Source organism: Dyella dinghuensis (assembly GCF_003977615.1).
GTDB lineage: Bacteria > Pseudomonadota > Gammaproteobacteria > Xanthomonadales > Rhodanobacteraceae > Dyella_B > Dyella_B dinghuensis.
On sequence record NZ_RYZR01000005.1, the window covers coordinates 110,969 to 132,227 of the forward strand.

A 21,259-nucleotide genomic window follows, 5' to 3' on the forward strand; every position below is an offset into this window, starting at 1 on the left:
TTCAACGTTACACGCCATTTCTTGCGATAGAAGCACGGGCTAGATAAGCCGCAAGACCGCCCAGAGCACGACGGCAGCGAATACCCCGGCGATCACATCGTCGACCATCACACCCAGACCGCCTTTGAGGTGGCGATCGAACCAGCGGATCGGCCAGGGTTTCCATACGTCGAACAAGCGAAATAGCGCAAAGCCTGCGACCACCGCCCACCATGGGGCGAGCAGCGCAGGCAACAGCGCGATCCACTGACCGATGAATTCGTCCCACACAAGACTGCGATGATCGTCGACACCGACTGCCCGGCCCGCTATATCGCATGCCCAGACGCCGATAACAAAACCGACAGCGATGACGAGCAGGTTGAGCGGCAATGACAGATGACGCAGCAACAACCACGGAAGAATGGCGGCGAGCGAACCGAACGTGCCCTGCGCTTTCGGCGCAAGACCCGAACCAAAACCGCATGCCAGCCATCCCGCGGGCGTGGATAAGAGTGCGCGGCGTTGTTCTACCGTTAGTGTCTTCGCGTCACTCATGATGTGAAGTGATCCCAACCACGATGCGTCAGCTCCAGCGGCTTTCCATCTGCATGTCGCACGCTCACGCCCTCGCCTTCCACGATGCGGCCTATCTTCGTCGCACCACAACCAAGCCGCGCAAAATCCGCCTGCACGGCTGCAATGTGCTGAGTTGGTACGGTGAAGCAAAGCTCATAATCGTCGCCGCCGCTCAATGCGAAATCCCACGACGTTGTGTCATCGAAGAGATCGAGCAGTGAAGAGGAACGTGGGAGCAGCGATACATCGATCTCCGCGCCGACGCCGCTGGCCACACAGATGTGACCGAGATCGGCGAGCAAGCCGTCGGATACATCGATACACGCGGTGGCGTGGCTACGCAAAGCCAAACCCGCTGCAACACGCGGCGTGGGACGATTCAGGCGTTCGATGAGGAACAGCGATCGCGCATCGTCATCACCATGCTTTCCTAAAAGCTGCAAACCAGCCGCCGCATCACCCAGCGTGCCGGTGACGAAGATCGCATCGCCCGGCTTTGCGCCGTCACGCATGAGTGCTTTGCCCGGCGGCACGAAACCGTGCACCGCAACGCTGATCGTGAGTGCGCCACGCGTCGTATCGCCGCCCACCAAGGCAAGACGATACGACTGCGCCAGTTGCGCAAAGCCGGTGGCGAAGTCGTCGATGAAATCGGCATCGCCCTTGGGCAGCGTCATGGCGAGCAGCGCCCATGCGGGCGTCGCGCCCATCGCGGCGAGATCGGAAAGATTGACGGCCAGCGATTTCCAGCCGATATCCGCAGCACGCGTGCCCGGCGGAAAATGCACGCCTTCGACCATGGTATCGATCGCGACCGCTAGTTCCTGCCCGGCTGGAACGGAAACAACCGCAGCATCGTCGCCGATTCCCAAACGCACATCGTCGCGCCCTTGCGCGGTGCGCTCACGAATGCGATCGATAAGGGAAAATTCCATGGCGGATTGGGTGTCAGCGATGAGGGAATGCGCAGGTCCGTAAGCGTGAGACGGCAGGACGTTCAGCGCTGTTCCGCTAACCGGCCCCGGGTCCGCGTTTTTCTACTCCACGCAGTTGCGCGGCGAGTTTGTCGAGCACACCGTTGACATAACTGTGCCCATGATCGGCACCGAAACGCTTGGTCACTTCGATGGCTTCATTGATGATCACGCGATAGGGAACGTCGGGCCGATACTTCAGCTCATAAGCCGCCAGACGCAACGCGGCGCGTTCGATCGGATCGATCTGCGCAACATCGCGATCGATGTACGGCTTGAGCGCTTCGTCGATGGCATCGACGTGTTTGTTCACGCCATGCAGCAGATCTTCGAAGTACTCCAGGTCCGCCACTTCCATATCCTGTTCGTGGCGGAACTGATCGATCACCGATGTCATCGAGCTACCGCTCATCTGCCACGCATACAATGCCTGCAACGCACGGCGACGTGCGCGCGAGCGTGCGGCGAGATCGATGCCTTCGGGACGTTGATTCATTACAGCTGTCCGTACAGGTTGACCATCTCAAGCGCAGCGATGGCGGCATCGGCGCCTTTGTTGCCGGCCTTGGTGCCGGAGCGCTCGATCGCCTGTTCGATGGTGTCGGTGGTGAGGACGCCAAACGCAACGGGTACGCCCGAACTGTAAGCCGCAGTAGCCAGACCCTTGGCGCATTCGCCTGCAACGAAATCGAAGTGCGGCGTGGAACCGCGAATGACCGCCCCCAACGCGATGACGGCTGCGTATTTTTCGGAGTTGGCGAGCTTGTGCGCCGCCAGCGCAATTTCCCACGCGCCGGGCACGCGGATCAGATCGATGGCGTCGTCTTTCACGCCATGACGCACCAGCGCATCACGCGCACCGGCCACCAGCGGTTCGACGACGAATCCGTTGAAACGGCCGGCGACGATGGCAAAACGGCCTTTGGGCGTGGCGAAATCGCCTTCGATGGTCTTCATGGTGCATGGATTCCTATGACGGGTGGGCCCGTGCGAGCCCGCTATTTTACGGGTTTGGGTTACGGCGTGCTTGGGAAATCAGGTCAATGGCGGCTCAAGCGGCTGCCGCAGATGGGGATAGCCGCTGAAATCCAGGCTCGCACGGCGTCCGACGACCCTCAGCCGGGCCGGCACACCGAACGGGAGGGTGAACTTGTCGGCATCGTGGCCGAAGGGCATGCCCGAAAGCACCGGGATGCCTGCAATGCGGCGAATCTGGGCAAACCCGTCCGCCAGGTCATAGCCGTTGTCATAGCTGGTAGGCCGGCATTGCGTGAAGTCGCCCAGAATCAGCGCCCGCTGCCGCCCCAGCACGCCCGACAGATGCAGGTGATAGAGCAGGCGTTCGATGCGGAATGGCGGCTCGCCGACGTCTTCGACGAACAGGATGCCGCCTTCGATATTCGGGAAGTACGGCGTCTGCAACAGACTGCAGATCATCGCGAGATTGCCACCCCACAATGGCCCCTGCACATCGCATTCGAGCCCGTCGCCGCAATCCCAGCTGGCGTTGCCGTGCGGTGCGCTCAACGTGCGCCAGAAATGACGCCAGGTAAGCGGGCTCAATTGCGGCGGACCAAAATCCGGACCGAGCATAGGACCACCGAACGTGACCACGCCGCTCTTGGCATACAACGCCATCTGCAATGCGGTGAAATCACTGTGGCCGACGATAGCGATGGGCTGACCCGCAAGACGTTCGCGCAACGCGTCGTAGTGCACGCCTTCGAGCAGACGTGTTGCGCCATAACCGCCACGAATGGACAACACAATGTCCGGCAGCGTATCGAACGTCGCCAGCGCATTGATGTCGGCAAGACGCTGCGCATCGCTTCCCGCGTAGCGCAGCTCGGTGCGATCGAGCACATCCAGACCATCCACCTCACAACCGGCCTCACGCAGGCGCTCCACGCCACGCGTCATCGCGTCGCGATTGTGCGGATAGCCCGAAGGGGCGATCAGACGAACGCGACAGGATGGATCGGCCTTCATGGTCATGAGTTCTCCTGGATGGGCATGATTACGGAGCGATGTGTGCCGCGGCGACGTTTGCCTGACCGTTCAATACGAAGTCGCGCGAGGAATGGCCGACCTGAATCGGATAGCTGCCGGCAGCGACTTGCCATTGATGTCCGGGCACATCGAACGTCGCAAGCAGACGCGGATCGACCGTCACCGTGACCGTCGTGCTCTGTCCCGGCTGCAAGCTGACTTTCTCGAAGCCAATCAGACGACGCGGTGCTTCGCCACTACCGGCAGGCATGCCGACGTAAACCTGCGGCGTATCCATGCCCGCACGCTGACCGGTATTGGTGACTTTGAAACTCACCGTGACGCGATCGCCTTGGGAGCTGACATGCAAATCGCTGTAACCGAACTTGCTGTACGAGAGACCGAAACCGAATGGGAACAACGGTTGCAGGTTCTTCTCGTCGTACCACTTGTAACCGACCGCAGCGCCTTCGATGTTGTAGTCGACATCCTGCGCATTGGTGAGCTGCGGGCGCGGCAACTGCTGCTCGTCCTGTGGGAACGTCACCGGCAAGCGGCCCGAAGGATTCACTTTGCCAGTTAGTACTTCTGCAATCGCCTCGCCGCCGCCGGCGCCGGGGAACCATGTTTCAACCACGGCATTGACCTTGGACAGCCACGGCATCTTCACCGGACCGCCGTTTTCCAGAACGACAACGGCATGCGTATTGGCAGCACTGACGGCATCGATCAGTGCATCCTGACCGCTCGGCAGCGAAAGATTCGGCACATCGATGCCTTCGCACGTCCACTGCGTGGCGAAAACAATCGCCACATCCGACGACTTCGCCAAGGCCGCCGCGCGAGCCGGATCGCTGCCATCGTCATAACGCACGGTGACGCCCGGCAGCAGTTTCTGCAGCGACTTCATCGGAGACGTCGGGTCGTAAACCATCCATTGCCACGTAGCTAGCCCGGGCGGTTGCGATGCGGGAATAGCTGGGCCACCGATCGGCCACACCTGTGCCGAACCGCCACCTGATAGCACGCCGACGTCGGCATGGCCGCCAATGATGGCGATGCTCTTGACGCTGTGATTCAACGGCAGCAGCGATTGATCGTTCTTCAACAGCACGATCGCCTGCTCTTCCGCACGCTGCGACACCAGCGCATCGGCCGCTGCGTTCAGCGGCTTGACGACCGGCGGATCATCGAACAGACCGCCGGCGTACATCTCACGCAAAATGCGATGCACCATGTCGTCCAATCGACTGACAGTCACCGTGCCTTTCGCGAGGGCATCCAGCAACGACTTGCCAAACGTTTCGGTCGAATTACCCAGACTGTCGCCGGAGACCACATCGATGCCGGAGACCTGATCCACACCTGCAAGCGCATCGTTGACGCTGTGGTCACCACCCCAGTCGGTCATCACCCAACCCGGATACTTCCAGTCGCCTTTGAGAACGTCGTTGAGCAGATGCCCGTTGGAGCAATCCCACACGTTGTTGACCTTGTTGTAACCGCACATCACCGAGGCGGGATGACCACTCTCGATGGCAAGCTCGAATGCAAGCAGATCCGATTCGCGCATCGCACGTTCATCGATGTTCGAACTGACCGTGAGGCGATTGGTTTCCTGATCGTTCAACGCGTAATGCTTGATCGTGGAAAGCACGTGCCGCGATTGAATACCGCTAATTTCGCCAGCGTCGATGCGCGAGGCAAGCAGCGGATCTTCGCCAAGGTATTCGAACGTGCGGCCGTCGCGCGGCTCGCGTGTCAGATTGATACCACCGGCCAACAGCATGTTGATGCCTTGCGAATGGGCTTCACCCGCAATCATGCTGCCGCCGGCGAAAGCGATTTTCGGATTCCATGTCGCCGCGATACCGAGCGTCGAAGGCAGTGGCGTTGCATTGCCCGCTTCGCCGCGCACGTGACGTGGCTGACCGTTTTGATCCTTAGTGGTCGGATAATTCTGGACGCCGATGCCCGCATCGTTTTCCTGCAGCGCGGGAATACCCAGCGAAGGCAGCGCAGGAACGTAACCGGCCGTACCGATGCCGCCCGGCGGTTGTTTCTCGATCATGGTGTTGTAGCTCTGCACCATGTGATGCTTGTCGTCCAGCGACATGCGTTTCACCAGCTGATCCGCGCGCTGGTCGGGCGTAAGCGAAGCGGACTGTTGCGCGATGGCGCTCGACATGCAGGCCAGCGATAGTGCCGTAAGGCATATCGTCTGCATCTGCTTGCGTCCGACTGGCAAATCCGTGACTTTCATCTCAACCTCGCATGTGCGGAACAAAACATGGCACAGAGCATGCCATGAAGAAGGTGTTTGTTGCGGCAAATGGCAGGCTAAATGGTGATGGTCTCGTCCGCCCACACGCCGACGCCCCCCTTGCTCGTCATTCCGGCGCAGGCCGGAATCCAGTGGCGATGGGGCTTGTTAGCGCGATAATGTGGCTGGCAATTGCATGCTGAGTAATCGCGTGACCGCAAAGATGACTACTGACGTCACTGGATTCCGGCCTGCGCCGGAATGACGGGATGTGGACTGTGGCGCGTGTTCACTCCGCGTACTCAACCACCTCCAGCCCAAACCCAGCGAGCCCCACAAGTTTTCGCGGCGTGCCAAGCACACGCAGGCGATGCACACCCAGATCGGTGAGTATCTGCGCGCCCAATCCATGCTGACGCCATTCCTGTTGCTGCACCTCTTCGGGCGCCTGAGCCGCCGGTTGCCGGTTGAGACGGCGCAGCAGCGCATCGGGCGTATCTTCACCCGACAACACCAACAGAACGCCGCGCCCTTCATCACCGATGCGGCGCAGCGCTGATGTCACCGTCAGGCCAAGATCGTCGCGTTGAAGATGCAGGACATCCGACAACGTGTTGCGCACATGCACGCGTGAAAGCACCGGCGAGCCGTCATCCACCGTGCCGCGCACCAGTGCGAAATGCAGACCGTGACGAATCGCGTCGCGATAAGCCACCAAGCGGAACGGACCGAACTCCGTCTGCACCTCGTCTTCGTAAACGCGCTTCACCGTTTTTTCGGTTTCCAGGCGATAGCGGATCAGATCGGCGATCGAACCTATCTTGAGGCCATGCTTTTTCGCAAAAACTTCCAGCTCGGGGCGACGGGCCATCGAACCGTCTTCGTGCAGCACTTCGATAAGAACTGCTGAAGGTTCCAATCCGGCGAGCGCAGCAAGATCGCAGCCGGCTTCGGTGTGCCCCGCACGTGTGAGCACGCCGCCAGGCTGTGCTGTGAGTGGGAAAATGTGCCCTGGCTGCGACAGGTCTTGCGGTTTGGCATCCGCTTTCACTGCCACCTGAATCGTGCGTGCGCGATCGTGCGCGGAAATGCCAGTGGTAACGCCTTCTGCCGCCTCAATCGAAACGGTGAAGTTGGTGTGGTACGGCGAGGTGTTGTCGCTGACCATCGGCCGGAGACCAAGCTGGCGCGTGCGTTGCTCGGTAAGCGTAAGACACACAAGTCCGCGTGCTTCGCGCACCATGAAGTTGATGTCTTCCGGCCGCACCATTTGCGCGGCCATGATCAGATCGCCTTCGTTCTCGCGATCTTCGTCGTCGAGAATGACCACCATGCGGCCGGCACGGATGTCTTCGAGGATTTCGGGGATGGTGTTGAATGCCATGGGTAGGTTGTCCGTTAGTCGGGCAAAACTTTTTTGGTTGCCCTGGGCTTGGATGAGGATTTGCGCAATGCGAGTGTTTCGCGCTGTGCGTGCCCTCACCCCTACCCCTCTCCCGACGGAAGAGGGGAATCATGTGGGGTTAGGCGAAACCGTGCTGTTTTAGAAAGTTTTCATCGATGCGCGGTGCTTCGCCGTTGCCCATCAGTCGTTCGATATAGCGCGCCACCACATCCACTTCGATGTTGACGGCGTCGCCTGCGCGTCGTGCGTGGAACGCGGTGTGTTCCACGGTGTGGGGAATCAGGTTCACACCGAAACGGTTGCCTGCTACTTCGTTGACGGTGAGACTGGTGCCGTCGATGCAGATGGAGCCTTTGGAAGCGATGTAGCGCGCAAGTTGTGCAGGCACTTCGAACATCCAGCGTTGCGAACGGCCATCGGGTGTAATGGATACGACCATGCCAACGCCGTCGACATGGCCCGAGACCAGATGTCCGCCAAGACGATCCGCCAGGCGCAACGCTTTTTCCAGATTCACGGGATCGCCAGCCTTGTGCTTGCCCAGCGTGGTGAGCGAGAGCGTTTCGTTGGAAACGTCGGCCGCGAATCCGCGCGCTTCGAGCGACACCGCGGTCAGGCATACGCCCGACACGGCAATGCTGTCGCCCAGTTGCACATCGGAAAGATCCAGATTCGCAGTATCGACATGCAGACGCACGTCACCGCCACGCGGTTCCAGCCGCGCGATGCGGCCGACGCTTTGAATGATGCCGGTAAACATCAGCGCACCTCCGCAACGAAGGTGAGCACGACACTGAGTTGATGATCGATCATGAAACGTTCTCCACGCACAGCGAATGTGGGAACGCCCCAAGGCATGAGGCACACGCACCGCTTGCGCGATGCATGCAGCCGTCTTCTTTCATCCGGACTTTGCGCGGCAGCGATCAACAGCTGCAACGTGAACCGTCGGCTCCGGCATTGGACCGGATCTGCTGACCTTCCGACAGGAGCCGGAAGCGCTCGCGGGCTCGGACCTTTCGGTCCCTACCGCCGGTGGGGAATTCCACCCCGCCCTGAAGACGTTTGTTGTCGGTTTGCTGGCAAGCCAGCCCCGCCAGTTTAACACCGACCGGCCGGATGAACCCGGCGCCCGCGTGCCCGGGCGGAAACAATGCGTTCGCCCAAGCGCCTGTAAGTGCCGGAATCGAGGCTTAAGGATGCGTGGGCCGGGCTTTTCTGTCCGGCCTGGATCTTTGACTGCAGATCAGCGCGTGACTCGAAAGCGATAGCGCCAGTCGTCGCCGATTCTGACCTCGTCCATGCGGCTCAATGCTGTCCGCTCTTGCATGCTTTTCAACGGCAACTGATGCATCAGCGGGCGCGCACTGTCGCCGAGTAAAATCGGGGCGACGTAAAGCAGAAGTTCGTCGGCAAGACCGGCGTCGAAGAGTGCGCCGCAAAGCGTGGGGCCCGCCTCGAGGTGCACTTCGTTGCAGCCGCGTTCGGCCAACAGATGCAAGACAGCGGCGAGATCGAGCCGATCCTCTTTCTCAGGCACAGCGATGCAATCGACATGCTGGAAGCGGTCGTCGACCGTCTGCGCAGAGTGCGCGTGCAACACGAGGGTCGGCACGCTGCCATCCAGCACATGGCTGCCTGCCGGCGTCCGCAGCTGTCGATCCACTATCACGCGCAATGGCGGTTGAAATGCGGTGTATGGATCGCCGCCTTCGGCAAAACGAACCGTAAGGCGCGGATTGTCGGCAAGCACCGTACCGCTACCCGTAAGAATGGCCGAGCTTTGCGCGCGCCATCGCTGCACATCGGCGCGTGCTGCGTCGCCGGTGATCCATTTCGATTCGCCATTCGCCAATGCCGTGCGGCCGTCCAGACTCATCGCCAGCTTGACGCGCACCCAGGGACGTTTGCGCTCGATGCGGCTGAAGAAGCCGATATTCAATTCGTGTGCGGCATCACGCATCAAACCCGCATCGACCGTGATGCCGGCCGCGCGCAATTTTTCGATGCCACGTCCGGCGACTTGGGGGAAGGAATCTTCCACCGCAATCACCACGCGCGCCACACCTGCAGCAACCAGCGCATCGGCGCACGGCGGTGTGCGCCCGTGATGCGCGCAGGGCTCGAGCGTCACATACGCCGTCGCACCTTTGGCGTTTTCACCGGCTTCACGCAATGCGAAAACTTCCGCATGCGGCCCACCCGCGCGCACGTGCCAGCCCTGCCCTACGACACGTTCGCCGTGCGCAATGACGCAGCCAACCCGCGGATTGGGTTGCGTGGTGTACAGACCGCACTCAGCCAGGCGCAATGCCTGCGCCATGTGCATGTGGTCAACCGCGTCGAAGGTGTCCAATCGTCGATTCATGGGCGGCAAGTGTGCGCGATCACGCCCCGTTTGTCGCGTGAGGAGCTGCGGAGTACGCTCTGCGTTTCGCGACCCTAGGCGAGGACCGACCATGATCCACAACAGCATCCTGGACACCATCGGCAGCACGCCCATCGTGCGCCTTCATCGCATCGCTCCCAAGCACGTCACGATGTATGCGAAGGTCGAATCGTTCAACCCCGGTGGGTCGGTAAAGGATCGCCTTGCCATCGCGATCATTCTCGATGCGGAAAAGAAGGGCTTGCTCAAGCCCGGCGATACGGTGATCGAAGCCACGTCCGGCAACACGGGTGTTGCGCTAGCCATGGTGTGTGCGGCGCGCGGCTATCATTTCGTCGCGGTGATGACCGAGACGTTTTCGGTGGAGCGGCGCAAGCTGATGCGCGCCTATGGCGCCAAGGTGATTCTCACGCCGGCCGCGGAACGCGGCAGCGGCATGGTACGGCGCGCGGAAGAGCTGGCGAAAAAGCACGGCTGGTTCCTGGCACGCCAATTTCAGAATCCCGCCAATCCGGCCTATCACCGCAGCACGACGGCTGCGGAGATCCTGCGCGATTTCGCCGGGCGCCGACTGGATGCATTCGTCACCGGCTGGGGGACTGGCGGCACGCTTACCGGTGTCGGCGAGATGCTGAAGCTCGCGCGGCCGGAAGTGAAGATCGTGGTATCCGAACCTGCCGGCGCGTCGCTGTTGCAGGACAAGCCTTGGCAGCCTCACAAGATCCAGGGCTGGACACCGGACTTTGTTCCCGACGTGCTCAATCGCGGCGTGTTTGACATCGACCTGCCCGTCGATGAAGTGCAGGCGCGCGACATGGCGCGGCGACTTGCTAAGGAAGAAGGCATTTTTGTCGGCATTTCCGCCGGCGCGACGGTGACTGCGGCGCTGAAGTTTGCCGAGACGGCCGAACCAGACAGCGTGATTCTCGCAATGCTGCCGGATACGGGCGAACGCTATATCTCGACCTTCCTGTTCGAAGGTGTTGAGGAAGGTTCGGATGATGCGTGGCTTGAAAGCCTTGGGTGAAGACCCTTCTGCTCGAATAAAGACGCTGGGAATAACCCTCAGCATCGCAATCTCGCTTTAGCTCGTCATTCCGGCGAAGGCCGGAATCCAGTGACCTCACCGCTTGATAGGCTTCAGCACGCTCGAAGTTTGTCGACACTGGATTCCGGCCTTCGCCGGAATGACGGTATAGATGTGGTCTTTGCGCGTGGTTGCTTCGACCGCTTCAAACGGAAGCGGCCGGGGGCAAATCAACTTTTACGCGAACGCTTGACCGCCGCCGCGGCAGCAGCCTCGCCGCCCAGCAACGAAAGCTGCAAACTTTCCAGCCCCGGCAGATCACGCTCAAGCTTCTCGATTTCCTCGCGGAACGCATGCACGTCTTCGAATTTGCGATAGACCGATGCGAAGCGAACGTAAGCCACCTGGTCAAGCTTCTTCAACTCACGCATGACCAGTTCGCCAACATGACGCGACGTCACTTCGCGCTCGCCGCTGCGGCGCAGATCGTCAATGACCGCGCGCACGGCGGCATCGACGTCATGGCTCGCTACAGGCCGTTTCTGCAGCGCACGTTCGAAGCTGACACGCAGCTTGCGCTCGTCGAAGTTCTCGCGCCGCTCGCCGCTCTTCACAATCGCCGGAAGTTTCAGCTCGGCCGTTTCGAACGTATTGAAGCGCTCGCTGCATTGCGGACATTCGCGCCGACGGCGCACGGTGGCGCCGTCTTCGGCAAGGCGTGAATCGATCACGCGCGTGTCTTCGTGCTGACAGAAGGGGCAATGCATGGGTTAAGCGGCCCTCCCAATTCGTAGGTCATCTGCGGCCTGCACGAATGCCTTGACCAGTGGCGGGCAGATGCCCCGCAAGGCGGCGCGTTCATGCTGGAACAGCGTGACTATGAAGTAAGGATGATTCTCCAGCTCCAATGCACGTACATCGTCCTGATCGTCGACAGCAACAACATGCAGCGGGTGATCGGCAATCGCTTCGCGGAAACCGCTGCCCAAACCGTAATTGCAGTGGTAACCCTCTTCGATACGCGTTTTACCGTAAATCTCCGCAATACGCGAACCGGGCTTGAGTTGCACGTTATCGCGCACTTCAACCAGGCCGCAACTCAGCGGAATGATGACGGGCCGCGCGGCGTCGGGCGCGGTCTCGGCGTGTTCGGCATCCGACCAACCCAAGGCATTCCGTGCATACTCCACGACTGCGTGCTGAAAACCGCCGCAGGTACCCAGAAAAGGCACGCCGGCTTCGCGCGCGTAGCGAATGGCGGTGAGTGCGCCTTCCATGTCGCGATACGGGCTGGCCGGCACGCACCACAAAGCGTCGAAAGCGTGCAGTGTTTTCCCGTCACCGATGGTGTCGGTGCCCACCCATTCCCACTCGACAGGAACGCCGGTGGCATCGGAAGCCAATGCAAGCGCCTGCGGAATCGCCCGGTGAGCGACGACATTATCGTCGCGATCACCGATCAAGCCGACTCGCAGCACTTGCATGGTCATCTCAGCCATAGACCGGGAATTTGCGGCACTGCGCGGCGACTTTTTCACGCACCGCCTTGATCACGTTCTCATCGCCGGGCGCATCCAGCACATCGCAAATCCAGTGCGTGAGTTCGACCACGTCGGCTTCCTTGTAACCACGCGTGGTCACGGCCGGCGTACCGACGCGCAAACCGGAGGTGACGAACGGCGAGCGCGGATCGTTCGGTACGGCATTCTTGTTGACGGTGATATGCGCCTTGCCGAGCGCGGCTTCTGCATCTTTGCCGGTGGCTTCGCGGCCGATCAGGTCGATCAGCATCAGATGGTTTTCCGTGCCGCCGGAAACGACCTTGTAGCCGCGCTCGATCAGCGTCTTGGCCATCGCCTTGGCGTTCTTCACCACTTGCTGCTGGTAATCCTTGAATGACGGCTCCAGCGCTTCCTTGAACGCGACCGCCTTGGCGGCAATCACGTGCATCAGCGGACCGCCCTGAATGCCCGGAAAAACGATGGATTGCAGCTTCTTCTCAATCTCTTCGCCAGCATCTTTCGCAATGACGAAACCACCGCGCGGACCGCGCAGCGTCTTGTGCGTGGTCGACGTCACCACATGCGCATGCGGCACCGGATTGGGATACACGCCCGCGGCGATAAGACCCGCAACGTGCGCCATATCGACGAACAGATACGCACCGACCTTGTCGGCGATAGCGCGGAAGCGCGCCCAGTCCATCACCTGCGAATAAGCGCTGAAACCGGCGACGATCATCTTCGGCTTGTGCTCGACGGCGAGGCGTTCGACTTCGTCATAATCCACCAGGCCCTGCTCGTTCACGCCGTACTGCACAGCGTTGAGCAGCTTGCCGGAGATGTTCACCTTCGCGCCATGCGTAAGGTGACCGCCGTGCGCCAGGCTCATACCGAGAATCGTGTCGCCCGGATTGAGCAGCGCGAAATACACCGCCTGATTGGCCTGCGAACCGGAGTGCGGCTGCACGTTGGCGTAAGTGGCGCCGAACAGTTGCTTCAGGCGCTCGATGGCGAGGCGTTCGGCCACGTCCACGTATTCGCAACCGCCGTAGTAGCGCTTGCCCGGATAGCCTTCGGCGTACTTGTTGGTCAGCACCGAACCCTGGGCTTCGAGCACGCGCGGACTGGCGTAATTCTCCGAAGCGATCAGTTCGACATGGTCCTCCTGGCGGCGGGCTTCGTCGGCAATGGCCTTGGCCAGTTCAGCGTCATAGCCGGCGATCGTGTCGGTCTTCGGGAACATTCGAGCCTCGTGGGGAATGAAGGTGGGAACGGCGGGGTTGAGTCTTGAAAGTGTAATGGTCGGGGGTGTTTGCGGCCACCGGCGGGACTTGTGGTGCCTATCGCGTACATTGTACCGTACAACGTACGCAATGGCACGCAAAGGGAGTATCCGCATGACGTTCGCCCGTTCCCGGCTCGCCCACGCCTGGCGTTGGCTTGCCCTGACGCTTTTATTCGCCCCGGCGATGCTGCTCGCGCAGACCGTCACCGGCGTGGGGTTTCATCACATCACCATCAACGATCCGGTCAACGGCGGCACGATGCCGGGCTTGGTGTTCTATCCGACCAGCCATGCGCCGGACGAGACCGCGATAGGGCCCTACCATGTCGCCGCCACGGTTGATGCACCGGCGATTCCCGGTGCAAAACCGCTCGTGGTGATCTCGCACGGCAATGGCGGCTCGGATCTCGGTCACCACGAACTGGCGACCTATTTGGCCAGCCACGGTTTCATCGTCGCCACGCTCGAACATCCCAAGGACAACTTTCACGACGTGAGCGGCGTGGGCTACGCGCCCGTTCTGGTTGGCCGGCCGATTCAGGTCAAAGCAACCATCACCATGTTGCTCAATGATCCACACTGGAAGATGTTGATCGATACAAATCGCATTGGCGTCGCCGGTTTTTCGGCGGGCGGATACACCAGCTTGATGATCGTCGGCGCGGTTCCGCAATTCCGGCGCTTCATCGACTTCTGCCATCGCTATCCCAACGACAAGGACGTTTGCGGCGAGGCCAACAAGCTCACTGCGGAAGCGCAAAGTCATGGGCAGACCCTCGAACAGATGATGGATGGCGTGCAAAGCCAACTCACGCACTGGGGTGATACCGCCGATCCGCGCGTGAAAGCGGCGTTCGTCATGGCACCGCTAAGTCTTGTTTTCGACGACGCGGGCATCGAGAAAATCGATCGCCCCGTTTTCCTCTACTACGGCCAGAACGATCATGTGCTCAGACCCAGCGCAAATGCCGAACATATCCGTCCGCTAATGAAAACGCTTGTGGCTGTGAAAATGGTGCCGCTCGCCGATCACTGGGTATTTCTCGATCCGTGCTCGCCCGAACTCGCCAAAGATGCGAAAGAAATCTGCAGCGATCCGCCGGGCGTCGACCGCGTGAAAGTGCATCAGCAGATTCAGGCCGATGCACTAGCCTTCTTCCGCAAGACGCTTGACGTTCAAACCCAATGATTCGAGATCCACGTGCCCAAAGCACTTAGCGACAGCGAGACTGAAGCCTTTCGCGCACGCATCTGCAGCGCCGCGGCAAAACTGTTCGTCGAAGAAGGCCCGGCGGCGATCACCATGCGCCGTCTGGCCAGCGAACTCGGATGCGGCACGATGACGCCGTATCGCTACTACGACAACAAGGAAGAAATCATCACCGCCGTGCGTACGCGCGGCTTGAATCACATGGCAGAAGCGTTGGAAAACGCACTGAATACGCCGGGTGATGGCCGAACGCGCAGCCGCAATGTGCGCGATGCCTACATCGATTTCGCGCGTCGCGACACGGCGACCTATCGATTGATGTTCGAATATCCCGAAGCCAATCGCGACGACCCAGCGTATCGCGAAGCGCACGCGCGTATGTGGCGATGCATCGCCGCCGACACGCAAGTGATGATCGACGAAGGCATCATCGAAGCGGATGCGCCGATTCTCGGTCATCAGGTGTGGGCCGCATTGCACGGTGCGGTAATGCTGGAAATCGCCGGGATGTTGCCGGAAGGTTTCGATGCGGCGGCGTTGCATGCGCGCACCTTTGTGGCGCTGATGGAGATGTCGCGTCCGGCGCGTCTCAAAAACAAGCCTGGACCCTAAGCCTCAGGTTTCTTTTCCCCTCCCCCTGCTTGCAGGGGGAGGTTGGGAGGGGGTCACTCACACTCGCCTCAACGCAAGAGTGTTTTAACCCCTCCCCAACCCTCCCCTGCGCGCAGGGGAGGGAGTCGTGCGATGCATGGCGATGGCGCTCACCATCACATAGCTGATGATCATCAGCAGCAACCACGCCCCCAGTTTCGATAACGGCACCATGCTCCATGCATGACGCTGCGCCGGATAACGCCACGCCGCGGTAAACGTGCCGATGTTCTCCGCAAACCAGATGAACGTCGCCACCAGCACAAAGCCAAGCAACAGCGGCATGCGCCGATGCACGCGCCGGATTCGAAAATAAACCCACGTGCGTCCGAACAGCACGGCAACCGCAACGAATAGCAACCATCGTGCATCAGGAAAAAAGTGATGCGTAAAGAAATTCACGTAAATGGCCATCGCCAGCCAAACAGTGGCCGCGAACGACGGATGATGCGTAAAGCGAAAATCGAACAAACGCCATGCCCGCGCGATGTAGCTGCCAATCGACGCATACATGAAACCGGAGAACAGCGGCACGCCGCCGAGACGCAAAAACGACGCTTCGGGATAAACCCATGAACCCACGGATGTCTTGAACACCTCCATTACCGTGCCGACGAGATGGAACATCAGGATGACTTTCGCTTCGTCGCGACTTTCCAGGCGCGTTGCGATCAACACGCACTGGATGGTCAACGCAGCCAGCGTGAGAAAGTCGTAGCGCGGCAACCACGCATCGCGCGGATAAAACGCCCAGGTCAGCCAGAGCAAACTGATCATGCACGCGCCGAACAAGCATGCCGATGCCTGCTTCACGCCGAAGCAAACCAGCTCGTGAAGGGCGATGGCCACGCGGCCGCGCGAGCGCGCCCATCGCCCGATTCGTGCGTCCCATCGCCGGATGACTCCCTGCGGGCCACGACGGCTTTTCGCGGTGACAGCTCCGTCCATCGACGACTCCCTCGGCATCAAAGGGAGCATCGCGGTCCGAAGTGTCCGTATCTGGCGCAAAAAGTGCCGCTGCCGTGGCCATCCGCTCGCATCCGGGCGGCAAAAAGCGCGTTCCGATGCAGGTCCCCGTCACCGGGAGTTGGGATGGAGCCGCTATAATGCCGGGTTTGATACCCACGCCCCGCGCGTTGCCTCTCTTCCCGGGCCAGCGACGCGCACGCCTTCGGAGCCAGCATGCAATACATCTACACCATGAACGGGGTCAGCAAGATCGTTCCCCCGAAGCGTCAGATCATCAAGGACATTTCGCTGAGCTTCTTCCCCGGCGCCAAGATCGGCCTGCTCGGCCTGAACGGCGCGGGTAAATCGACCGTGCTGCGCATCATGGCCGGCGTGGATACCGATTTTCAGGGCGAAGCCCGTCCCCAGCCCGGCATCAAGGTCGGCTATCTGGCGCAGGAACCGCAGCTGGATCCGGAAAAGACCGTGCGCGAAGTGGTCGAGGAAGGCGTCTCGGTAATCCTCGATGCGCAGAAGCGCCTCGAAGAGGTCTACGCCGCCTACGCTGAGGAAGGCGCCAATTTCGACAAGCTCGCCGCTGAGCAGCAGGAACTGGAAAGCCTGCTCGCCGTAAACGATGCACACGCCCTGGAGCGCCAGCTCGAAGTGGCCGCCGATGCGCTGCGCCTGCCGCCGTGGGACGTGCAGGTCGGGCCGCTCTCTGGTGGTGAAAAGCGCCGCGTCGCGCTCTGCCGCCTGCTGCTATCCAAGCCCGACATGCTGCTGCTCGACGAACCGACCAACCACTTGGACGCCGAGTCGGTGGAATGGCTGGAGCACTTCCTGCAGGACTATCCCGGCACCGTAGTGGCCGTCACCCATGATCGCTACTTCCTCGACAACGCCGCCGAGTGGATTCTCGAACTCGACCGCGGCCGCGGCATTCCGTGGAAGGGCAACTACACCGAATGGCTGGAACAGAAAGATGCGCGCCTGAAGCAGGAAGCGCAGCAGGAAAAATCGCGCCAGAAGGCGATCGAAAAAGAATTGGAGTGGGTGCGCTCCGCCGCCAAGGGCCGTCAGTCCAAGGGCAAGGCGCGTTTGAACCGCTTCGAGGAATTGAACGCGGTCGATTACCAGCGCCGCAACGAAACCAATGAAATCTTCATTCCGCCGGGCGAGCGCCTGGGCCAGGAAGTGATCGAGTTCAAGAACGTCAGCAAGTCGTTCGGCGATCGCATGTTGATCGACGATCTGTCGTTCAAGGTGCCGCCGGGTGCCATCGTCGGCGTGATCGGCCCGAACGGCGCGGGTAAGTCCACGCTGATGAAGCTGATCACCGGTGTCGAGACACCGGACAGCGGCGAAGTGAAGATCGGTCATACCGTGAAGCTCGCCTATGTCGATCAGTCGCGCGGCGCACTCGATCCGAAGAAGAACGTGTGGCAGGAAGTGTCGGGCGGTGCGGACATCCTCACCATCGGCAACTTCGAGATTCAGTCGCGCGCATACATTGGCCGCTTCAACTTCAAGGGTGTCGATCAGCAGAAGATCGTCGGCAATCTCTCTGGTGGTGAGCGCGGTCGTCTGCACTTGGCCAAGACGCTGCTGCAGGGCGGCAACGTGCTGCTGCTCGACGAACCGTCGAACGACCTTGACGTGGAAACGCTGCGCGCGCTCGAAGACGCGCTGCTGGAATTCCCCGGCTGCGCGATGGTGATCTCGCATGATCGCTGGTTCCTCGACCGTATCGCCACGCACATCCTGGCGTTCGAAGGCGACTCGCATGTCGAGTTCTTCCCCGGCAACTACAACGAATACGAAGCGGACAAGAAGCGTCGTCTGGGCGACGAAGCATCGAAGCCGCATCGTGTGAAGTACAAGAAACTGGCGTGACGCGCTTTACTCCCTCTCCCCTCCGGGGAGAGGGCTGGGGTGAGGGGCCAATCTACCGCCTTACTTCAATAAGACCGCGCTCCAATTGACCTTCACCGCAAGCGTGTCCCCTCACCCTAACCCTCTCCCCGAAGGGGAGAGGGAATGAGGAATCGGCAAGGAGAGACGACGATGCACTTCATGCAATCCCTGCAGGCCGCATGGACCCGCAACAACTCACTGGTTTGCGTCGGCCTCGACCCCGAACCGTCGAAATTTCCAGCGCATCTCAAAAACCATCCCGATGTCGTCTTCGAATTCTGCCGCGACATCGTTAACGCAACGGCCGATCTGGTCTGCGCATTCAAACCGCAGATTGCTCACTTCGCCGCGCTTCGCGCTGAAGAAACGCTGGAGCGCCTGATTGCGCATATCCACGCCGAACATCCCGGCGTGCCGGTCATCCTTGACGCCAAACGGGGTGACATCGGCAGTACCGCGCAGCATTACGTCACCGAAGCGTTCGATCGTTATGGCGCCGATGCCGTCACGCTCAACCCCTATCTAGGCCGCGATTCCGTCCAGCCCTTCCTGAATCGTGCCGACAAGGGCGTCATTCTGCTTTGCCATACGTCCAATCCCGGCGCGGCGGACCTGCAGGACCTCGACGTCGGCGGCAAGCCGCTGTACCAGCACGTGGCGAAGATCATCGCCAAGGACTGGAACACGCACGGCAACTGCGCACTCGTGACGGGAGCGACCTGGCCGGAACAGCTGGCCGAAGTGCGTGCCATCGTGGGTGACGTGCCTTTGCTGGTACCGGGCATTGGTGCCCAGGGCGGCGATGTGGAGGCGGTGGTGCGTAACGGTCGCACCGCAGCGGGCACCGGCCTGATGATCAGCTCCTCGCGCGCCATTCTTTACGCCGGCCACAACGTGGACTTCGCCACTGCGGCCCGCAAAGCCACCCAGGACTTGCGCGACACCATCAACCGGTATCGCTAAACCATTCGATTTACCCCGTAAGTTCCGGCGCCTATTTCGGGTGCGGCAAAGCCATCCGATGGCCCTCCCGCCCGCTGCACGGCTATGTCAGTATCGGTAGCGGGATCCGGCTTTTTTTGCCGGTCAGGCAATCATACGAAGGGAACGTATGCAGGCATTGAATGGGATGGCTCGACACGTGGTCACAAGAACAGCTGCCTTTCTTCACCAGCTTTCGCTGACGTTGTTGCTGATAACGGTTGTCATGGGCCTGTCGGGCCGCGCGCACGCGGCGAGCCCGGATCCGCAACTCGCGTCGAAGATCGACGCGGCGACATTCGAGGTGGTAATTCCCCGAGCTGTCGACGATCCGCTCACCTACGAAAAACCGTTGCCGCTCGATCTGATGCCTTATCAGGAACGCACGGACAAATATTTTTCGATCGGCACGGCGTTCTCCATCGGCAACAACCGCTACGTCACCGCCGGCCATGTGTTGATGGTCGCCGTGGGCGACCTGACCGGTGCGCCCGCGCTGCGCGATGCCAGCGGCCATGTGTATGCCATCGACAAGATCGAGAAGTTTTCGCTGCAGCAAGACTTTGTGATGTTCTCGCTGAAAGAACAACCGAACAACGCCGCGCTGGACGTCAACACGAAGCCGGCATTGAACAGCGTGGTATATGCCGTGGGCAATGCGCTGGGCACGGGCGTCGTGATCCGCGATGGTTTGTATACCTCCGACACCCCCGAGGATGAAAACGGCCGCTGGAAGTGGATGCGTTTCTCGGCAGCGGCATCGCCTGGAAACAGCGGCGGCCCGCTACTGGATGAACAAGGGCGCGTCATCGGCGTGGTGCTGATGAAGTCGGCCAACGAAAACCTCAACTATGCACTGCCGATCGGTGAAGTGCTGAACGCCTCAAATAGCGCAGCGGTTATCGACAAGCGCATGTCCTATCAGCTCGATGTGCTGAGCAATCATCAGAACAGCTCTTTCAAGGGGCAATTCTCCTTGCCCAAGAGCTACGCGGATTTCGAATCGGCGTATCTGAAACTTTCCGACAGCAATAGCGACGACATGCTAAAAGCGTTGTTGCAGTCGCAGGGCGACAACCTGTTTCCGCACGGCGCGGGTTCCAACGAGATTCTCTACAGCTCCCCGGATCTGAGTTACTTCCCGTCGCTGATCGTGCTCAGCAACAGCGGCCAATGGAATTACGAGGGGCGTGAATTCGGTCGCGTACCGCTAAGCGGCAGCGGTTACGTTGCGAGCGGCCTGGTCGGCCAAAATATGCTGATGCATCTGCGTCGGCCGGACGATTTGAAGGCGTCCACGTTCTACAACGATCCCAAGCAAGTGATGGACATGGTGTTGAAGACGGGATTCTTCATTCGCCCCGTGGGACCGGAACGCATCAAGATCACGTCGATGGGCAAACCCAAGTCGGATACGAAGTACACCGACGGCTGGCAGCGCGAATGGCGCGTTTACGTGTGGGACGAACCCTTTGCCAACATCCAGGTAGTGATGTTTGCCCTTCCCGTGCCGGACGGTTACGCGATCATGCTACGCATGAACCCTGCGGCGGTCACGCATGACAGCATGATCGACATGAAAGCGCTGACCGATTTCTTCAATGTCGATTTCGGCGGCACGCTGGCGCAGTGGAAAGATTTTCTTTCCGACAGCTCATTGTTGTCGGGCCCATTGAAAGACACGCACATCGACTTCGATTACGGCAAGCGCTTCAGCTACAGCTCCGGCCGCATCGCATTCAACTATCCCTCTTCGCTGCAGGAAGTCGCCACCGACAACGTGCTTGGCATGGGCTTCAGCTATTACACCCATAACGGCAAAATCGATCTGGAGACCAGCGATGTGCAGGTCCGTATCAATGTCACTGACCCGGATCGCATCAACGTAAGGCGTCACGTCGCGCCCAGCCCGGACCTCGATGACAGCTTCAAGGCGGCGTGGGGCAAGCTGCTGCACAAGCAGCATCCGTACGATGGCGTCGCTTACAACGACGGCGACGAAATGGATATCGCTGCCGTCGTCGATCCGGGCTCAAACGCGACGCCCACCGAGCTCTATACCGTTTTCTACGGCACGCAAGGCACGCATCAGCCCAGCGATATGAAAGCCAAACTGGATGAACTGATGAAACAGTTCAAGATCAAATCGCCTTGATAGAT

The 21,259-nt window shown here is 60.4% G+C and carries 19 protein-coding genes and 1 riboswitch; of the genes, 6 read left to right on the forward strand and 13 right to left on the reverse strand.

Translation table 11 applies throughout. From position 1 onward, the window contains the following. Window positions 1-39 precede the first annotated feature (39 nt). The 9 genes from EKH79_RS08050 to ribD form a co-directional block, all read right to left on the reverse strand. Window positions 40-537 carry a phosphatidylglycerophosphatase A family protein gene (locus EKH79_RS08050; RefSeq protein ID WP_126673287.1) on the reverse strand — a complete coding sequence of 166 codons (498 nt, stop codon included), beginning with the start codon at window positions 535-537 and terminating at the stop codon, window positions 40-42. Next, window positions 534-1,493, reverse strand: a complete 960-nt coding sequence (gene thiL / locus EKH79_RS08055; RefSeq protein WP_126673288.1) for a thiamine-phosphate kinase — start codon at window positions 1,491-1,493, stop codon at window positions 534-536. Before thiL ends, EKH79_RS08050 begins: the two co-directional genes overlap by 4 nt. A 76-nt stretch (window positions 1,494-1,569) precedes the next feature. After that, window positions 1,570-2,028 (reverse strand): transcription antitermination factor NusB, encoded by a 459-nt coding sequence (gene nusB / locus EKH79_RS08060; RefSeq protein WP_126673289.1) that lies wholly within the window; start codon window positions 2,026-2,028, stop codon window positions 1,570-1,572. After that, window positions 2,028-2,489 (reverse strand): 6,7-dimethyl-8-ribityllumazine synthase, encoded by a 462-nt coding sequence (gene ribH / locus EKH79_RS08065; RefSeq protein ID WP_126673290.1) that lies wholly within the window; start codon window positions 2,487-2,489, stop codon window positions 2,028-2,030. Before ribH ends, nusB begins: the two co-directional genes overlap by 1 nt. Before the next feature lie 78 nt (window positions 2,490-2,567). Then, window positions 2,568-3,527: a muramoyltetrapeptide carboxypeptidase gene (gene ldcA / locus EKH79_RS08070; RefSeq protein ID WP_126673291.1), complete on the reverse strand. Its 960-nt coding sequence runs from the start codon at window positions 3,525-3,527 to the stop codon at window positions 2,568-2,570. A 22-nt stretch (window positions 3,528-3,549) separates the two neighbouring features. After that, window positions 3,550-5,784: a beta-glucosidase family protein gene (locus EKH79_RS08075; RefSeq protein ID WP_233590243.1), complete on the reverse strand. Its 2,235-nt coding sequence runs from the start codon at window positions 5,782-5,784 to the stop codon at window positions 3,550-3,552. Between the two features lie 289 nt (window positions 5,785-6,073). After that, a complete protein-coding gene (ribBA, locus tag EKH79_RS08080; RefSeq protein ID WP_126673292.1) occupies window positions 6,074-7,168 on the reverse strand; it encodes a bifunctional 3,4-dihydroxy-2-butanone-4-phosphate synthase/GTP cyclohydrolase II in 1,095 nt (364 codons plus the stop codon). A gap of 139 nt (window positions 7,169-7,307) precedes the next feature. Then, window positions 7,308-7,949 (reverse strand): riboflavin synthase, encoded by a 642-nt coding sequence (locus EKH79_RS08085; RefSeq protein WP_126673293.1) that lies wholly within the window; start codon window positions 7,947-7,949, stop codon window positions 7,308-7,310. A 129-nt stretch (window positions 7,950-8,078) separates the two neighbouring features. After that, window positions 8,079-8,256: riboswitch (FMN riboswitch) on the reverse strand. 179 nt (window positions 8,257-8,435) lie between these two features. Next, window positions 8,436-9,557 carry a bifunctional diaminohydroxyphosphoribosylaminopyrimidine deaminase/5-amino-6-(5-phosphoribosylamino)uracil reductase RibD gene (gene ribD, locus EKH79_RS08090; RefSeq protein ID WP_425478484.1) on the reverse strand — a complete coding sequence of 374 codons (1,122 nt, stop codon included), beginning with the start codon at window positions 9,555-9,557 and terminating at the stop codon, window positions 8,436-8,438. Window positions 9,558-9,648: 91 nt separating this feature from the next. Here ribD and cysK point away from each other — a divergent pair, with 91 nt between their 5' ends. Beyond that, the gene (gene cysK / locus EKH79_RS08095; protein ID WP_126673294.1) at window positions 9,649-10,605 is read left to right on the forward strand and encodes a cysteine synthase A; all 957 of its coding nucleotides are present in this window, start codon (window positions 9,649-9,651) and stop codon (window positions 10,603-10,605) included. A gap of 230 nt (window positions 10,606-10,835) precedes the next feature. Here cysK and nrdR read toward each other — a convergent pair whose 3' ends face one another. Genes nrdR through glyA form a run of 3 tightly spaced genes read right to left on the reverse strand, consistent with a single transcriptional unit; the run spans window position 10,836 to window position 13,350 of the window. Next, entirely contained in the window at window positions 10,836-11,372 is a 537-nt protein-coding gene (gene nrdR / locus EKH79_RS08100; RefSeq protein ID WP_126673295.1) for a transcriptional regulator NrdR, read from the reverse strand. A 3-nt stretch (window positions 11,373-11,375) separates the two neighbouring features. Next, entirely contained in the window at window positions 11,376-12,089 is a 714-nt protein-coding gene (locus tag EKH79_RS08105) for a CTP synthase C-terminal region-related (seleno)protein (RefSeq protein ID WP_126673296.1), read from the reverse strand. A 7-nt stretch (window positions 12,090-12,096) separates the two neighbouring features. Then, window positions 12,097-13,350, reverse strand: a complete 1,254-nt coding sequence (glyA, locus tag EKH79_RS08110; RefSeq protein ID WP_126673297.1) for a serine hydroxymethyltransferase — start codon at window positions 13,348-13,350, stop codon at window positions 12,097-12,099. A gap of 154 nt (window positions 13,351-13,504) precedes the next feature. On the opposite strand from glyA, the gene EKH79_RS08115 reads away from it, so the two are divergent. Together EKH79_RS08115 and EKH79_RS08120 are read left to right on the forward strand one after the other, a co-directional pair. Continuing rightward, window positions 13,505-14,581 (forward strand): alpha/beta hydrolase family protein, encoded by a 1,077-nt coding sequence (locus EKH79_RS08115; RefSeq protein ID WP_126673298.1) that lies wholly within the window; start codon window positions 13,505-13,507, stop codon window positions 14,579-14,581. 12 nt (window positions 14,582-14,593) lie between these two features. Then, the gene (locus EKH79_RS08120; RefSeq protein ID WP_126673299.1) at window positions 14,594-15,214 is read left to right on the forward strand and encodes a TetR/AcrR family transcriptional regulator; all 621 of its coding nucleotides are present in this window, start codon (window positions 14,594-14,596) and stop codon (window positions 15,212-15,214) included. Between the two features lie 84 nt (window positions 15,215-15,298). On the opposite strand, the gene EKH79_RS08125 is transcribed toward EKH79_RS08120, so the two are convergent. After that, complete coding sequence (locus tag EKH79_RS08125) at window positions 15,299-16,201, reverse strand: DUF817 domain-containing protein (RefSeq protein WP_199754205.1); 903 nt, start codon at window positions 16,199-16,201, stop codon at window positions 15,299-15,301. Between the two features lie 234 nt (window positions 16,202-16,435). Between EKH79_RS08125 and ettA the strand changes: the two genes are divergently transcribed. From ettA to EKH79_RS08140, 3 genes are all read left to right on the forward strand, one after another. Beyond that, on the forward strand, window positions 16,436-18,097 hold the full coding sequence (gene ettA, locus EKH79_RS08130) for an energy-dependent translational throttle protein EttA (protein WP_126673301.1): 1,662 nt from the start codon (window positions 16,436-16,438) through the stop codon (window positions 18,095-18,097). A 171-nt stretch (window positions 18,098-18,268) separates the two neighbouring features. Beyond that, a complete protein-coding gene (pyrF, locus tag EKH79_RS08135) occupies window positions 18,269-19,081 on the forward strand; it encodes an orotidine-5'-phosphate decarboxylase (protein ID WP_126673302.1) in 813 nt (270 codons plus the stop codon). Between the two features lie 178 nt (window positions 19,082-19,259). Beyond that, window positions 19,260-21,254, forward strand: a complete 1,995-nt coding sequence (locus EKH79_RS08140; RefSeq protein WP_233590244.1) for a S1 family peptidase — start codon at window positions 19,260-19,262, stop codon at window positions 21,252-21,254. The last annotated feature ends 5 nt before the right edge of the window (window positions 21,255-21,259 follow it).

Coding starts and splice junctions, on each gene's coding strand:
- EKH79_RS08050 (WP_126673287.1), bottom strand. CDS start 537: ATGAGTGACGCGAAGACACTAACGGTAGAACAACGCCGCGCACTCTTA.
- thiL (WP_126673288.1), bottom strand. CDS start 1,493: ATGGAATTTTCCCTTATCGATCGCATTCGTGAGCGCACCGCGCAAGGG.
- nusB (WP_126673289.1), bottom strand. CDS start 2,028: ATGAATCAACGTCCCGAAGGCATCGATCTCGCCGCACGCTCGCGCGCA.
- ribH (WP_126673290.1), bottom strand. CDS start 2,489: ATGAAGACCATCGAAGGCGATTTCGCCACGCCCAAAGGCCGTTTTGCC.
- ldcA (WP_126673291.1), bottom strand. CDS start 3,527: ATGACCATGAAGGCCGATCCATCCTGTCGCGTTCGTCTGATCGCCCCT.
- EKH79_RS08075 (WP_233590243.1), bottom strand. CDS start 5,784: ATGAAAGTCACGGATTTGCCAGTCGGACGCAAGCAGATGCAGACGATA.
- ribBA (WP_126673292.1), bottom strand. CDS start 7,168: ATGGCATTCAACACCATCCCCGAAATCCTCGAAGACATCCGTGCCGGC.
- EKH79_RS08085 (WP_126673293.1), bottom strand. CDS start 7,949: ATGTTTACCGGCATCATTCAAAGCGTCGGCCGCATCGCGCGGCTGGAA.
- ribD (WP_425478484.1), bottom strand. CDS start 9,557: ATGAATCGACGATTGGACACCTTCGACGCGGTTGACCACATGCACATG.
- cysK (WP_126673294.1), top strand. CDS start 9,649: ATGATCCACAACAGCATCCTGGACACCATCGGCAGCACGCCCATCGTG.
- nrdR (WP_126673295.1), bottom strand. CDS start 11,372: ATGCATTGCCCCTTCTGTCAGCACGAAGACACGCGCGTGATCGATTCA.
- EKH79_RS08105 (WP_126673296.1), bottom strand. CDS start 12,089: ATGCAAGTGCTGCGAGTCGGCTTGATCGGTGATCGCGACGATAATGTC.
- glyA (WP_126673297.1), bottom strand. CDS start 13,350: ATGTTCCCGAAGACCGACACGATCGCCGGCTATGACGCTGAACTGGCC.
- EKH79_RS08115 (WP_126673298.1), top strand. CDS start 13,505: ATGACGTTCGCCCGTTCCCGGCTCGCCCACGCCTGGCGTTGGCTTGCC.
- EKH79_RS08125 (WP_199754205.1), bottom strand. CDS start 16,201: ATGGACGGAGCTGTCACCGCGAAAAGCCGTCGTGGCCCGCAGGGAGTC.
- ettA (WP_126673301.1), top strand. CDS start 16,436: ATGCAATACATCTACACCATGAACGGGGTCAGCAAGATCGTTCCCCCG.
- pyrF (WP_126673302.1), top strand. CDS start 18,269: ATGCACTTCATGCAATCCCTGCAGGCCGCATGGACCCGCAACAACTCA.